This window comes from Megalodesulfovibrio paquesii (assembly GCF_054653055.1).
Genome location: NZ_BAAIGQ010000006.1, coordinates 176,877 through 191,932, shown reverse-complemented (window position 1 = coordinate 191,932; position 15,056 = coordinate 176,877). Strand labels below are relative to the sequence as shown.

Here is a 15,056-nt window from a genome sequence, read left to right as displayed (position 1 = left end):
GAGAACACTGAGGCGGGAGCCATTCCTCAGCGGGGAAGCACTCCCACAAACCATCAGATCTCCAGAAGCACCACCCCAAGCACATCATTGGTATAACAAGCATCGCGCTTGTATTCCCGGTAGCCCCCGGACATGGCACACCCCATGATGAAACGACGGCCATTGAGGGTGATACATTCCGAACGTCGCTCTCCATTTTCCAGCTGCATGTATTGTTCGTCCAGGGGCAGCATGGTCCCCACCCGCCAACCATCGTCAGAGGCGCTGAGGATACGGCGGGAGCGGTCCAAGAACATGGCCGTGCTGCCAGGCAACGGATGTCCGAGGCTGTCCCTGGGCAGACAATCCTCCAGCATGGCTCTGAACTGGGGTTCACTGTCGAAGACAATGGCCACGCCACCCACCACCGTCCCTGCCTGCTCGGGGTGAAAGACGGCGGCATTGTAAATATAGGTATGTCGAGGCTGACCGTCCGGGCCTGGATATTCGGCCGATGGGGTGAACTCAGAGACACAGTGCCGGCGCGGGTCTCGCAGTTGCAGGCAGTGCCGCACGTGCTGCCCGGTCAGGGTCTTGCCCACAAGCCGCTGCCCTTCCGGGGTTGAGGCGGCAGCAACCCTGCCGTCAGCATCAAAGAGAAACAGTGTGGTGTACACTGTGTACAGGCTATTGATGTATGCCAGTACGCTGTTGAGTTTTGCGCGGGCAGCATCATCAATGCGTTTCTGGGCAAGCACGTCACGAAAAGTCGAGGTCAGGGCCCACCACCGGCAGTCGTTGGCGCGCTCGTAAAGATTGCGGTCCATGATGTCTATGGCCAGGGCTGCCTGAAACTGGGCATCTTCCAACCGGGCAGTGATGACAGTTTGCAGCAGGCTGGAAATGGATTGGCTGAACACGCCGCGAATGCTCTCCCCCACCTGCTGGATGGCCCCAAGCACCGGGGGCAGGGCCTTGGCTTCCTGCTGAATCTGCCCGTCGTCGCTCTGGCCCTGCTTGGCGGCCATGACCTCTCCATTCAGGACCACCAGTTCCAAGTCGCTGAGAATCTCGTCTGCTTCGTCGTCAATTTCCCGCAACTCGCCTGAATACAGGCCTGTCTCGCGCAGCAATGCGTTTTCGGTGTGCAGGGCATCCTTGCCATTGCGCATGGAGAAGGCTTGCCCTGCTGGAATCATGGCCTGGCCAAGCCATGGCAATCCATAAAACCCTTGATAGCCGTTGGTTCGAGTGGTTTTGACGAGATATTGCACTCCGCCGTGGCTCATGAGCCTGCACTCTGCGTCAAGGGCCAGCGGTACCCGGCTCCCCTTTGGCGCCACGGCGGGGTGGCTGGACGAAAGCACCACTCCCTGCTCATCCAGGATGCACAATACCGTGGTATCATCCGTGAGCAGATTTTTATAGATGCCTTGCATCTCCCCAGGCAAGTCGAAACACAGGCACAACACTCCCAGGGGAATGTTGCGTTCGGGATCCATAATTCGGTGCGCGTATATCAATACCTCTCCGCGGCCGGGGCGCAAATCCGAGGCGCGATAGGTTTCGTGATAGCCATCCTGGCGAAGGGCCTGCTGCAGCAGCGAGTCAGCGGAGCGGGTGATGGTTGAAGTGGCATCCAGATGCGCCCGAACGCGGCCGTGGATATCCACAATGATGATTTCATCATACACTGTGTAATTATCGCGATATGCGGCCAGCCGGGCCTCCATGTGCCGAACCGAGGCTTCGTCGTTTTCCTGCAGTAAAAACAACCGGATATCGTCATCTGTGGCCAGGAAGCCTACATCCGCTGTCCGCTCAAACAGATTCCGCTTGAGAATATCGATGACGACTTGCGAAAGGCCCGCCATCTCAAGCACTATTTTCTTACAATTTTCGCAATGTAATGTTGTAATCAGCTTGTCCTGCAACAAGAGGAATTTGTTTTGTGTTCCTTCCATAAAATCAACCAGTGTCGCTGCAACACGACACGAATTGATCTTTCCGGCCAAGGTGGTGCGAACCCACCGCTTGTTCAATGCCTTCAGCTCAATATCGTGCTCCATCACTTCCGGCATGCAGTGCAGCAGGCTAAGATCTTGCTCAGCCATGGTTTCCCCTCAACCTTGTTATCCATGAATAGTCAGTGCTTTCCCCTCAGTCACAATTCTCACCTTCCTCCGATTATGACATTTTTGCAAGATACTCAAGACGGCTGGCACGGCTGTCACACGCTTTCCACAAACGCACCTGACAACTGGGCGCACTGACTCATTTCCTATTATTTTAGTATGAAATAAGCCGCGCTGTACCGAATACGCACAAGTGGGCCGCATGTTGAGGCCCGGCGGGGTCAGGCCACGAGAGCGGAAATGTCCAGATTGTAATGGCGGGGATCGAGGCAGTCTTCGATTTTGCGGGCGCTGATGCCTTTGCTGGATTTTTCCTCCGCAAGGTTCACCAGTTCCTGGCTCCGGGGCCGCATGCGTTCATCGAAAGCCACGCGAACCATGGGCAGCAAGGGGGAAAACGGATTGGCGGACACCACTACGCCATGGGAAAAATCCGAAAGCCGGACCAGACTGCCCACCGGGTAAATTCCCACGGACTTGATGAACCGTTCCACCATGCCAGGGAAAAAATCCTCTCCCCGCATGTTGTACATGATGGAGAGGGCCTTGTTGGGCAGCATGCCGTTTTTGTATACCCGGCGACTGGTCAAGGCGTCATACACATCTGCCACGGTGATGATGCGGCCGAACAGGTGCACACCGCTGCCCTGGAGTCTGGCAGGGTATCCGGAACCATTGTATTTTTCGTGATGCTCCAGGATGCCGCGCAGCACGGCAGGCTCCTTGAGTCCAGCCGCCAGGCACAGGGCATGGCCTCGCTCGGGGTGAGACTTGATGACCTCGAACTCCTCGCTGGTGAGCTTTCCTGGCTTATTGAGCACTTCCGGGGGAATGCGCTGCTTGCCCAGATCGTGAAACAGACCGGCCAGACCGAGCAGCTGCAGCTGGTGCTTGGGCAGGCGCAAGGCCTTGCCGAAAGAGACGCTTAAGACAGAAACATTGAGGCTGTGCGTGTAGGTATACTCATCAAATGATTTCAGCTTGGTGAGGGAAACAAGGGCGTCATCGCTGCGCAGCAGGGATTCGATGACCTGCTCCACCAGCGCCTCGGAAGCGCCCAATTCCGGCAGGGTGCCCTCACGGGCCGCGTCCAGGTAGCTGCGTACGTTTTTGATGGCATCCACGTACAGTTTTTTGGCAGTGGCCATCTCGGCCTGCATGGCTTCGTGCCGGGCCTGCACTTCTGCGGCGCCCTCATCCTTGCTTTCCGGAAGGGTCCGCACGTCGTCCGCCATGCTTTTTTCATCAGACAAATCATCTATTTCAAAAACATACGTACTGCGAGCAGGATCTACGAAAACATCGACATACCCTTCCTTCACCAGGGCATCCACTTGCTCGGCACTGACGATGAGGCCTTCCTTATCGTACAAATGGGGGTGCTCCAGCCAGGAAAGCCCCGTGTCGGCCACGAACATCCCAGCCTTCAGCTCCCAGACACACATTTTCAGCACCGCGTTCCCCCTCTCTGTGACGTGTCAATTATCCTAGCAAAAATCCCTGGCAAGACAATGGTGTTTTCGGGAGCCCCCCCCGCGCGGCCCATGCCTTTCGTTTCTCCTCTTGATGCAGCGTCCTGTTTCAGGCAAGTAACGCAACAGAGGGGACCCTGCATGGCTGATGTGGAAATCATGATCGTGGACGATGAACGCATCGTCGCCCTGGACATCAAGAATACGTTGGAACGGCTCGGCTACAAGGTTCCTGCCATCTGCTCCACGGGCGAGGAAGCCGTGGCCGCGGCGCAGGAGCTATCGCCCGATCTGATTCTCATGGATATCAAGCTCAAGGGGGAGATGGACGGCGTGCGTGCGGCAGAGCTTATCCACACCCGCCAGGGCACCCCCATCATTTTCCTGACCGCCTACTCCGATGAAAAAACCCTGGAGCGCGCCAAGCTCTCCGAGCCGTTCGGCTACCTCATCAAACCCTTTGAAGAGCGCGAACTCCATTCAAACATCGAAATCGCCCTCTACAAAATCCGCTCGGAACGCGAACTGCGCTCCGCCAAGCAGACCGCGGAACGCGCCAGCCAGCACAAAAGCGCCTTTCTGGCCAACATGAGCCATGAAATCCGTTCCCCCATGAACGGCATCATCGGCATGACCGAGCTGGCCCTGGATACGGACCTGACCGATGAACAGCGCGATTTTCTGGAAACCGTGCGCGACTCTGCCGAAACCCTGCTGCGCATCATCAACGATATCCTTGATTTTTCCAAAATCGAGGCCCGCAAGATGGAGCTGGCCAGGGTGGACTTTGACCTCAAGGCCGTGCTGGAAAAAGCCCTCAAGCCGCATCGCCACGCCTGCGAGCGCAAGGGCATCTTCTGCTCCCTGCATTTGAGCCCCGAAGTGCCCCCCCGCCTCAATGGCGACCCCGGCCGGCTGGGGCAGATCATCGGCAACCTCGTCTCCAATGCCGTCAAGTTTACAGATACCGGCGGGGTGGAGGTTGAGGTGAACATGGTCACCGTGCCTGTTGGACGGGAAGAGCCTGAAGCCCGCACCCTGGCCCTGCAGCCCAGCCCGGTCAAACTGCTCTTTTCCGTGCGCGATTCCGGCCTGGGCATCCCTCAGGAAAAACATCGCGAAATATTTGAAAGTTATCTCCAGGCGCCCACTGCCCGCCAGTACGGTGGCACCGGCCTTGGCCTGGCCATTGCCAAGGAACTGGCCGAGATGATGGGTGGCGCCATCTGGCTGCGGAGCCGGGCCGGCATGGGTTCCACGTTCTATTTTACCGCCACCTTCCAGCCTCCCTCTGTGCTCTCGCTGCGCCATACCGCCCCTGACCCCCTGCCCGCGCAGGATGCCCGGCCGCTGCAAATCCTGGTGGCGGACGACAACATCGTCAGTCAACGGCTGGTGCTGCGACTGCTGGACAAACTTGGCCATCAGGCCGCCTGCGTGTCCAATGGGGTGCAGGCCCTGGATGCCCTGCGCACACGACAGTTCGACATTGTCCTTACCAATATTCAGATGCCGGAAATGGACGGCCTGGAGTTGTTGCGGCGTATCCGGAGTGGCGAGGCCCTCGGCACCACCGCAACCATGCCTGTGGTGGCTGTGACGGCCCACGCCCTCAAGGGCGACAAGGAGCGATTTCTGGCCGCCGGCATGGATGGGTACATTGCCAAACCCGTCAACGCCGCAGAATTCCACCGTGTCCTGATCCAGACTGCGGCCAAGCTGTCCCGCGGGTGAGGGAAGCGTGGCGCCCACATCCCTGCCCCCATCCTCCAATGACGCCGGCACGGTGCGCTCTGCTGAAGAGACCGCGCTTTCCGTCTATCGTCACATCGCAGGCCTGCTGCCGGTGGCCGTGATCATCGCTGATGAGCTCGGGCGCCTGCTGGAAGTGAACCCCACGGCCGAGGCCCTGCTTGGCCCGGCCGCCAGAACCTTGTGCACCGGCCAGCCCCTGCCCACGCCCTGGCGGCTGGATTTGCAGGACGGCTCGCCCTTGTTGCCGCAGGACGCTCCCGGCGTGGTTGCCCTGGCCCGGGGGGTACGCTGTGGCCCCCAGGAACTGACCCTGCACCGTCCGGACGGTTCCCTGATCCGGCTGCATGTCCTGGCCATGCCCCTGGCGCAGTTGCAATCTTCCGCACCATTGCCACAACACCGTATGGTGATGCTGGTGGCCCAGGATGAAACCGCCCACCTGCAGGCCCTTGACTCCTTGCAGGCGAAAAACCGGCGGTATCAGCTGGCTGTGGTTTCGGGCCGGCTCGGCGTGTGGGAATGGGACGTGATCAGCAACTCCCTGCATGTCGATCCCATTCTCAAGCAAATCCTCGGTTTTTCCGAAGACGAACTCCCCTCAACACCCGAGGCCTGGCTGGCCAGGGTGCATCCGGAAGACAAAGACAGGCTGCTACAGCTCGTGCAGGACTGTCTCCTGGGCGCAAAAGACACCTTTGCCGACGAGCATCGCATGCGGCACAAGGACGGCTCAGTGCTCTGGTTCCTCACCCGCGGCGCAGCCGTTCGGGATGAGGCCGGCACGCCCCTGACCCTCTTCGGCACCCATGTGGACGTCACCAGGGCTCGCCATGTCAGGGAAATTGCCGCCCAGCACGAGCAACGCGCCAGATCCATCACCGATAATCTCCCCCTTGGTCTGGCGGTCATCAATGAACGCCGCCGGATCGTGTTGGCCAATCCACGGTTGCGTGCATGGTACCCGCATGTGGATTTCGACGATCACCCCTCCTGCCGGGTGCTCCTGCCGGAAGGGACGCCCCCTTGCAGCCCGGAGGATTGCAGCTGTTTTCCGGCCGACAACGCCTGCGCTCCCAATGAGTTGCAGCTGGAGTTCCCCGAGGCCACGGGGGTTCGCGTCAGGCGCTTTTCCTTCTGCCCCCTGCAACTGGCAGGCGGAAACAGGCGGGAGGTGATCCTGCTGGTGGAGGATGTGACGGAAAAAAACGCCGTGGAGGTCCGCCTGCAGCGTGCGCAAAAACTGGAGGCCATGGGCACCCTGGCCGCAGGCATTGCCCACGAGATCAATCAGCCCCTCAACGCCCTGCAGCTCTATGGCAGCGGGCTGGAGATGCTGCTGGAAAAAAACCCCGCCCTGCCCGTGGCCACCATCCGCGAACGCGTGGGCCTGATGCTCCGGGAGGCGAACAAGGTCCGGGAAATCATCACCCACATGCGGGCGCTCTCCCGCATGGATACCCCCGCCGCCACCCAGCCTGTGGATGTGGCCGCATCCGTGCGCAGTGCGCTGCAGTTGCTCAGGGCACAGCTGACCGCCCACGGCATCGAGCTGCAGCTGGATCTTGCGCCGGATCTGCCGCTGACGCTGTGCAGCCCGGTGCAACTGGAGCAGGCCATCATCAATCTGGTGGTCAACGCCATGCAGGCCCAGGACACCCTTCCCGCAGATCCCAATCATCCCAAAACCATCCAGGTGCGCACCGCCATGCTGGATGGCAACGTCCTCATCAGTGTCACCGACAACGGTCCCGGCCTTGGCAGCTGCCGCGACCGGCTGTTCGACCCCTTCTTCACGACCAAGGAATCTGGCGTGTGCATGGGGCTTGGCCTGTCCATCGTGCACAGCCTGGCCCGGTCCTGGGGGGCGGAGATCACCGCCGAGGCACTGCCCGAGCAGGGGGCCCGGTTCACCCTGGCCCTGCAGCCGGCCGGCGACGGGCAGTGAGGCAGCCATGCGTGTTCTGGTGGTGGACGACAATCCCAACAGCCTCAAAAGTATGGAAGTGGTCATCAGCGATCTGGGGCACGCCCCTGTGGCCGTGGCCAGCGGGGAAGAAGCCCTGCGGCTCGCCCAGGCCGATCCCTTTCCCCTGGTGGTCACGGACATCCGCATGCCGGGCATGGACGGCCTGGAGCTGCTGGCGGCCCTCAAGGCCGAACCGCAGACCCGCCGCAGCGATGTGGTCCTCATTACCGGCCACGGGGACATGGAAACCGCCGTCGAGGCCCTGCGCAAAGGGGCCTACGACTATCTGAACAAGCCCATCAACGCCCGCGAACTGGCCGCCGTGATCGACCGCGCCGCCGAACATCAGGCGTTGCTGCACGAAAACCTGATCCTCAAAGCTCCTGTCGAGCAGCATGTGGCCGCCGCAACCAGCCAGCTGCAGCAGGATTTGGAGCAGGCCCGCCAGCTCCTGCGCGAACACGCCGGGCTGGGAGGCGTGGTGGCAGCCTCTGCGGCCATGCGCAGATTGTTTGAGGAAAGCCGGATATTCCATGCCAACCCGGACGTGGCCGTGCTGCTGGAGGGCGAAACCGGCTCGGGCAAGGAAGTCCTGGCGCGGGCCATTCATTTTGGGGAAACAGGTTCCGAGGAACCGTTTATTGCCATCAACTGCGCCGCCATTCCTGCGGAACTTTTTGAGTCCGAACTGTTTGGGCACGAGCCCGGCGCGTTCACGGGCAGCGCGCCCCGCGGCACCCAGGGCAAGCTGGAACTTGCCGCGCGCGGCACGCTGTTTCTGGATGAAATTGCCGAGCTGCCCTTGCAGCTGCAGCCCAAGCTGCTGCGGGTGCTGGAAGAACGCCAGTTCTATCGTGTCGGCGGGGTCAAACGCCGCCAGTTCCGGGCCCGCGTCATCTGTGCCGCCAACCGCGACCTGGAGCGCTTGGTCCAGGAGGGCCGCTTCCGGCGCGACCTGTATCACCGGCTCAAGGTCGGCTACCTGCGCATCCCTCCCTTGCGGGAGCGCCCAGAAGACCTCCTGGCCCTGGCCCTGCATTTCCTGCAGCGGGAATCTGCCAAAAAACGCAAGCGGTTTAAGGAGCTGCATCCCGATACCGTCACCCTGCTGCGGAGCTGCCCCTGGCTGGGCAATGTGCGCGAGCTGGAACACGCCATCGAACGCGCCGTGCTCACCTGCGAAGGCGAGGTCCTGTTGCCGGAGCACCTGGCCTTCCTGACTGCCGAAGCGTCGGCCCAGTGCTCCCCGGCCCTGGCCGTTCCCCCCACAGACCTCCCTGAAGGGGGGCTGGATCTTGAGAGGCTGATCACCGCCATCATTGAACAGGCCCTGGCCAAGTTTGATGGCAACAAAAGCCGCGCCGCAGCATATCTGGGCATCTCTCGCTTTGCGTTGCACCGCCGTCTGCAGAAGCCAGGCGTGTGAATGCGCACAGCGCACAGTCGTCGTGCGCATTCGCACACCTTCCAGGCAGCCACCTCGCCCGCACTCAATAAATACTAACATTAATTTCAGTATATTATAGTATTTCTCAAAAAAAACGCTTCTTTGGCACGAGCTGTGCATTCTGCATAGCAAGCAAGGCAGACACGCTATGCACGTGATGGTCATTCACAGTTGCCGGCAAACGCTCGAACGGCTCCGCTCCCTGCTGCAGCAAACAGGGCTGCAATGTGAATGTCATACTTCGCCGGTAGCAGCAGCGTATACCTTCGCCTTCAGCAATGTGCAGTATGTGGCCGTGCTGGCAGGCCGTGAGGTGGGCACACTCCGGGAAGGCAATGTGTTGCAGGTCATCCGTTCCCTGCAGCCAAGTGTAAACGTGCAGTATGTCGATACGCCAGAAGAGGCCTTGCTGGCAGCGCGGGAGATTCTGGGGAGTTCCACTGAATCCCCGCCCCTGCAACGCTTCCCGGAGCCGCACCATGCACCGGGATGCATGACACACGTTGACAATACGGCGCCGCGTCACGATTCCTGACCCAGCGCGCCGGTACGCTCTCTGAATTTGTTTCGGCCTCCTGGCTGAACCCGTTTTCAGTCACTCCTCCCCCCCTGAGTGACTGAACTGCCGACCGCTATTCAGGATCCCCCCCCTCCTTCGGCGGTCGGTCCGACGCAAACGGGAGTGATATTGCACCAGCGCCGTATGTTCTGGCCTGTGTCGCGACACTTCCTGCCCATAGTGGGACCACCCCCCCGGTCCCCAGCCAAGTGCCCTGCCTGCACGGACACCCCCCCCACTGTGCAGGCAGGGCCTTCACTTTTTGTAACGCCTCTTGGCCTCCTCTGCAGAAGCAGGTATGCTGGTACCCGCTCTATCTGAACTGCCCTGGCTGGCCCTGGCAGGGCGTTTGCCATTGGAGGAAGCAATGCTCGCTGATGGATGCCGCGCCGCCGTGCTGGGCGGTTTTTTGGGTGATGCCGTGGCGTTGGGACTGCATTGGAACTACAATACGGCGGATGTGGCCGGGCTGGCCGCTCCGCATCTGGTGGATGGCCGGCTGGACACACTGCTGCCGCCTGCCGCCGGCAGCTATCATGCCGGCAAGCCCGCTGGCGCGTTCACGCATTACGGCGATCAGGCGCTGGTCCTGCTGGAAAGTCTGGTTGCGGATGCGTCCGGGGCGCCGCGCTGCGCGTTTGCCCTGCCGCGTTTTTTCCAGGCCTGGCAGGACCTGTTTGCCCACTACGCAGGCTACGTGGACAATGCCACCCGCGGCACCCTGGAGCGCATTGCCGCCGGAGCCGGTGTGGAGGATGGCGGCTCACCATCCGCGGATCTGGCCGGCGCGGCGCGTCTCTTTCCCCTGCTGGCCGCCCACGGGACCAACCTCCCCGCCCTGCTGGAGGCCGCACGGTTGCAAACCCGGATGACGCACAACAATTCCCAGGTACTGGACGCGGCCGCCTTTCTGGCCAGGGCCGCCTTCCACCTCCTCCACGGCGTCCCCATGCTGGAGGCCTTGCAGGCCGCCGGCGCGGCCGACTACGCCACTTCGCATGTCCAGGACTGGCTGCGGGCCGGCCTGGCCTCGGCGGGGAACGACACAGTGGCGGTCATTGGAGAGTTCGGCCAGAGCTGCACTGTGAGCGGGGCGTTTCCGGCGGTCATCCACCTGGCGGCAACCTATGCCGGGGATGCGGCCCTGGGCCTGACCCGCAACGTGTTGGCTGGCGGTGACAGCGCGGCGCGCGGCATGGCGGCGGGCATGCTGCTGGGAGCCGCCGGCGGCATGCAGGCCCTGCCTGACGCCTGGCTGGAAGGGCTGCTGGTCCGGACGAGCATCCTTGCCTGCCTGGACCATTGCTGACACATGCGCCTCGTGCAGTGACCCGCAATCTATGACCGGCCCCAGGCCCGTCAGCCCAGCATCCTCAGGAGGATTCAACTTCCGACGCCGGACAAGCCGCCTCGGCCGGCAAGATTGCTTCAGGAAGATAGGCGCGAAGCACCTCAGCGGCCCTGGTCCGCGCCCGGACGGCTCCGAAATTGTCCAGGCAAAAACGGGCCCAGGCAATCAGGAGCATGTTGCGTTGCGCCGCGCCAAAAGAAACATCTTCTTCCGGATGACGCTCCCGAAGCTGGGCGTCCACTGCGTTGGTGAACGCCTCCAGCCGGCTTTCGGCCTGAAACAGCTGCAGCAAATGCAGCAAATACGCCACCAGATACACAAGCACATGCTGTTCCTCAAAGTACTCGGACAGGCAGGCCTTGTGGAATCCTGATTCCGCAGTGCAGTATTTGTAGATACTTTGCAGGAATTTTCTGTTGGTGGCGTCGTATTTGTCCGCGCCGATGGCGTAGTCCCGCAAGGATTGCAACACGGGTCCGCAGAGCTGACGGGCAAACCTGTCGACTCGGGTAATGGCGCAATCCTCTATGCCGTAGTACTTGTCCACAGGGTGCAGCAATCCACGGCCAAACGCATCAATGAGCTGGGGCACCGCCTCGCTCTCATCCGCCAGGCATTCCGCATCCGCAGCCAGTGCCGCATCCTGGTCCTGCCCATCGCGCCGGCACAGCTCTTTTCTGAGAGCGCGCTGCATCAGGCAGTACAACTCCACCATCTCCATATTCAGCCGCCGGACGCGCGGCGTCATGTCGCCACGAAAGCGCATCACCAGACGGGCCAACCCGCCCGGCTCCAGCGCGTCTGCTGCGCCGGGGCACCCACCAGGGCCAGACCCGATGCGCAACGCCCGCAACGATTGCTGAAGATGTTCGGAGAACGCGGCCGTCAGGTCGTCCAGAAACAACGAGGCCACGGCCTCGGCCTGCGGACCGGGCAGAAAGCCCAGTTCCGGATCGCGCGAGGCTTCGGCGATGACGGCCTTCATCACGCCCAGCAGCCGGCCGATATAATGGCTGTCAGTACGCCGGGCCACGGCATGGCGAAAGGCATCCGCCGCCTGACGGATCGGCTCGGCCCGCCGCGTGTCCAGCGGCGTACCCGAGTCGATGAGCAACCGGCCAAGGGACACCTGGTACCGCCTGGCCGCGGTTTCGGCAAAGGAGCGTTTCCGCTGCAGAATGCGGGAAAGCAATTCCTCGCGGTGTAACGATTGCAGTTCCGGCCCGGACCACTCGTCCTGCCTCCACGCACGCTGTCGCATGACCACGCCCCTCGAAACAGTCAGCCAGCATCAGGGATATCCGTGATGCGACTAGGGATGTATCCCTATATGGTGACAATTTCGCGGCGCGATTTCGTCCGTTGCGACGCTATCCCCAGCGGGACTTGATCAGGGCCCTGGCGCGCTGGGCCAGTTCCGTGATCTGCGGTTTGGAGATCTGATCGTCCGCCCCCACGGTTTCGCCCTTGTGGCGGAGCTTGTCGGTAATGAGGGAGGAAAAGAGCATGACCGGCAGCTCGCGCAGCATGGAATCTTCCTTGATGCGCTTGGTCAGATGGTGGCCATCCATCTGGGGCATTTCGATATCCGAAACCAGCACATGCACAAAATCGCGTACGGGCCGGTTCTGTTCGGTGCACAGCTGGGCGATCCGCTGCAGTGTTTCCCAGGCATCGCGCCCGTTGGTGAAGGCGGTCACGTCAAAGCCGGCTTTTTCCAGCAAATCGCGCATCATCTCGCGGATCACCCCGGAGTCGTCCGCCACGATGGCCCGGTAGCGGGTGTCGGTGGTCCAGTCGATGGCTTCATCGAGCTTGAGCCCCAGAGCAGGGTTCAGGTCGGTGACGATTTTTTCCAGATCCAGCAAAAAGACGATGCGGTCTTCCAGCCGGACCACGCCGGTGATGGAGTTGTCGCTCATGGCGGCCATGTACTGGCTGGGCGGCTCCACGGATTCCCAGCTGATGCGGTGGATGCGCGTCACCCCGGAGACCATGAAGGCCGTGACGGAATTGTTGAACTCCGTGACAATGACCTTGGGCGCCTCGTTTTCGGCGCGCTCCTTGCCCAGCCAGATGGACAAATCCACCAGGGGAATGATGTTGTTGCGTTGGTTGAAGGCTCCGAGGATGGCCGAGTTGGAGGCCTCCGGCAGCTCCGTCACGTTGGGCATGCGAATGATTTCCAGTACTTTGGCCACGTTCACGCCATAGTACCCCCGGTAGCTGCCCTGCCCTTCGCCGCCGGTGCCGGCTTCCTCCAGATAAAACTCCACCACTTCCAGTTCATTGGTACCGGCTTCAAGCAAGATATTGGTCTGGGACATGGGGGAGCTCCTTTGTGGGTCACTCAAACGCGCGCAGGCGCGCTTCCACTGCATCAATGATGTGTTTGGGGGTCGATGCGCCGGCCGTGAGACCGGCCAGCCGGCACCCGGCAAAGGCTGCGGGTTCCAGGGCATCGGCGGTTTCCACATGGTGACACGGCGCACCGGCAGCCCGGGCCACATCCACCAGACGGCGCGTGTTGCCAGAATCAAAGCCGCCCACCACCACCATCACCTCCACGGCCTCGGCCAGGGCCTTGGCTTCGTCCTGGCGTTCGCGGGTGGCATCGCAGATGGTTTCCAGCACGGGCAGGTCTTCCCCCAGCCGCTGCTGCAGCCAGGTCCGGACCTCCTCAAACCGCCGGCGGTCCTGGGTGGTCTGGGAAGCCAGCACATAGGCCTGGCCCGGCTCCACAGGGAGCGTTTTCAGGGTTTCCAGATCCTGAAACACGAGACACCCCGGCCCGGCATAGCTCACCAGCCCCACCACCTCGGGATGGTCCGGCTCGCCAAACAGCAACAGTTTGCGCCCCTGGGAGGCCTGCTTCTGGATGAGCAGCTGGGCCCGCTTGACCTTGGGGCAGGTGGCGTCGAGGATCTCCACCCCGCGTTCGTGCAACCGGTTCTCCACAGCCTGGGGCACGCCGTGCGCCCGGATGACCACCTGGGCAGAGGTGGGCACGGCTTCGGGATCATCCTGGCGGGTCACGCCCAGGGAGGCGTAATGCTCCAGTACCTGCGGATTGTGGATGATGGGCCCCAGGGTCTGGATCGTCTGGCCGGTGCCTATGGCCTGGCCGGCATTGGCCTGCAACAGCCTGTCCAGCTTGTGCAGGGCCAGACTCACCCCCATGCAGAACCCCGCCGTGCGGGCGCGCTTCACGTCCATGCTCCGCTCATTCCTTTTCACAATATTCAACATCCAGCCGGGCCTCGTCGCCCGCCCCCGGCCCATCATAAGGTCCATCGCCCGGACCATCATAAGGCCCCTCGCCCGGCTCCATGGCCGGCAGCGTGGCGATGAACGCGGCGATGGTTTCCAGCTCTTCCCAATTCCTACACAATGTCAGGCGTCTTCGCAATGTCCCGCTTTCAGGAAGGCGCTTTACATACCGCGGAATAAAGCCACGCATGCGAAAAAACTGGCTCGGGCTGCCATTGTGTGTCTGGGCCAGGGCCGCATGGCGGCGGATGCATCCGGCCAGAGCCGCGGGGGAATCGTGCGGCAGCTCGCCGCCGGGATTGCCCCCCTGGCCGGAAAGTCTTCGAAACGCTTCGAAAATACCGGGATTCTTCAGCGCACCGCGGGCAAACATCACGCCCGCTGCGCCAGTCTGGGTCATGCAGCGCTGGCCGTCTTCCGGCTGGAACAAATCGCCGCTGGCCATGACCGGGATGGACACTGCCTGCACCACCCTGCGGATGGCCTCCCACCGGGCCTGCCCGCCGTAGCCCTGGGTGGCATGGCGGGGGTGCAGGGTCAGCCAGCCTGCGCCAGCCTCCTCCAGTCTGAGGGCCAGCTCCACGGCAATGTCGTCCCCAGTGGTCCAGCCCAGGCGGTACTTCACCCCCAGCCGGCCGGGGCCGAGCACGGCGGCCATGTCCCGCACCATGCGCACCAGCCGGTCACGGCTGTCCCCGGTGCGCACCAGGGCCGCGCCGCAGCCGGTTTTGACCACCTTGGGCACCGGGCAGCCGGCGTTGATGTCGAACCAGTGAAAGCCCCGGGCCAGGCACATGTCCAGGGCCGGAAGCATGTATTTGGATTCCGGACCAAAAAGCTGCAGCACCACCGGTGCGTCGGCCTCCAGCGTGGCCAGGTAGCTGTGGGTGCCAGGCGAGCCAAAGACCAGCCCCTTGGCGCTGACCATTTCAGTACAGCAGACCGCGGCGCCGTATTCCTTGCACAGCAGACGAAAGGCGAGATCGGTATACCCGGCCAGCGGCGCCAGCCAGGGCGCCCCGGCCCCCATGGGCGGAGTGAGGGAAGTACTCATGAATGAATAAACAGAAACATGGGGTTGGAGGGAATCCGCATCCATACACGCTACAATGACGGCGGCCT

At 62.0% G+C, this 15,056-nt stretch carries 11 protein-coding genes; 5 read left to right on the top strand and 6 right to left on the bottom strand.

Annotated features, from left to right (window positions below; genetic code table 11):
- Nucleotides 1-53: 53 nt before the first annotated feature.
- Both ACYQ00_RS13690 and ACYQ00_RS13685 read right to left on the bottom strand, forming a co-directional pair.
- On the bottom strand, nucleotides 54-1,853 hold the full coding sequence (locus ACYQ00_RS13690) for a cache domain-containing protein (protein WP_460032701.1): 1,800 nt from the start codon (nucleotides 1,851-1,853) through the stop codon (nucleotides 54-56).
- Between the two features lie 482 nt (nucleotides 1,854-2,335).
- Entirely contained in the window at nucleotides 2,336-3,559 is a 1,224-nt protein-coding gene (locus ACYQ00_RS13685; RefSeq protein WP_460033172.1) for an HD-GYP domain-containing protein, read from the bottom strand.
- Between the two features lie 168 nt (nucleotides 3,560-3,727).
- Between ACYQ00_RS13685 and ACYQ00_RS13680 the strand changes: the two genes are divergently transcribed.
- The 5 genes from ACYQ00_RS13680 (at nucleotide 3,728) to ACYQ00_RS13660 (ending at nucleotide 10,622) form a co-directional block, all read left to right on the top strand.
- A complete protein-coding gene (locus ACYQ00_RS13680; RefSeq protein ID WP_460032700.1) occupies nucleotides 3,728-5,320 on the top strand; it encodes a hybrid sensor histidine kinase/response regulator in 1,593 nt (530 codons plus the stop codon).
- A gap of 7 nt (nucleotides 5,321-5,327) precedes the next feature.
- Nucleotides 5,328-7,286: a PAS domain-containing sensor histidine kinase gene (locus tag ACYQ00_RS13675; RefSeq protein WP_460032699.1), complete on the top strand. Its 1,959-nt coding sequence runs from the start codon at nucleotides 5,328-5,330 to the stop codon at nucleotides 7,284-7,286.
- A gap of 7 nt (nucleotides 7,287-7,293) precedes the next feature.
- The gene (locus ACYQ00_RS13670; protein ID WP_460032698.1) at nucleotides 7,294-8,733 is read left to right on the top strand and encodes a sigma-54-dependent transcriptional regulator; all 1,440 of its coding nucleotides are present in this window, start codon (nucleotides 7,294-7,296) and stop codon (nucleotides 8,731-8,733) included.
- Between the two features lie 169 nt (nucleotides 8,734-8,902).
- Complete coding sequence (locus ACYQ00_RS13665; protein ID WP_460032697.1) at nucleotides 8,903-9,289, top strand: hypothetical protein; 387 nt, start codon at nucleotides 8,903-8,905, stop codon at nucleotides 9,287-9,289.
- 391 nt (nucleotides 9,290-9,680) lie between these two features.
- Nucleotides 9,681-10,622, top strand: coding sequence for an ADP-ribosylglycohydrolase family protein (locus ACYQ00_RS13660; protein ID WP_460032696.1), 942 nt, complete (start codon nucleotides 9,681-9,683; stop codon nucleotides 10,620-10,622).
- Between the two features lie 64 nt (nucleotides 10,623-10,686).
- On the opposite strand, the gene ACYQ00_RS13655 is transcribed toward ACYQ00_RS13660, so the two are convergent.
- The 4 genes from ACYQ00_RS13655 to ACYQ00_RS13640 all read right to left on the bottom strand — a co-directional run bounded on the left by ACYQ00_RS13655 (nucleotide 10,687) and on the right by ACYQ00_RS13640 (nucleotide 14,988).
- Nucleotides 10,687-11,925, bottom strand: coding sequence for a hypothetical protein (locus ACYQ00_RS13655; RefSeq protein WP_460032695.1), 1,239 nt, complete (start codon nucleotides 11,923-11,925; stop codon nucleotides 10,687-10,689).
- 109 nt (nucleotides 11,926-12,034) lie between these two features.
- A complete protein-coding gene (locus ACYQ00_RS13650; protein WP_460032694.1) occupies nucleotides 12,035-12,991 on the bottom strand; it encodes a chemotaxis protein in 957 nt (318 codons plus the stop codon).
- Nucleotides 12,992-13,010: 19 nt separating this feature from the next.
- On the bottom strand, nucleotides 13,011-13,880 hold the full coding sequence (gene ispH, locus ACYQ00_RS13645) for a 4-hydroxy-3-methylbut-2-enyl diphosphate reductase (protein WP_460032693.1): 870 nt from the start codon (nucleotides 13,878-13,880) through the stop codon (nucleotides 13,011-13,013).
- 7 nt (nucleotides 13,881-13,887) lie between these two features.
- Nucleotides 13,888-14,988: a tRNA dihydrouridine synthase gene (locus tag ACYQ00_RS13640; RefSeq protein ID WP_460032692.1), complete on the bottom strand. Its 1,101-nt coding sequence runs from the start codon at nucleotides 14,986-14,988 to the stop codon at nucleotides 13,888-13,890.
- Nucleotides 14,989-15,056 lie beyond the last annotated feature (68 nt).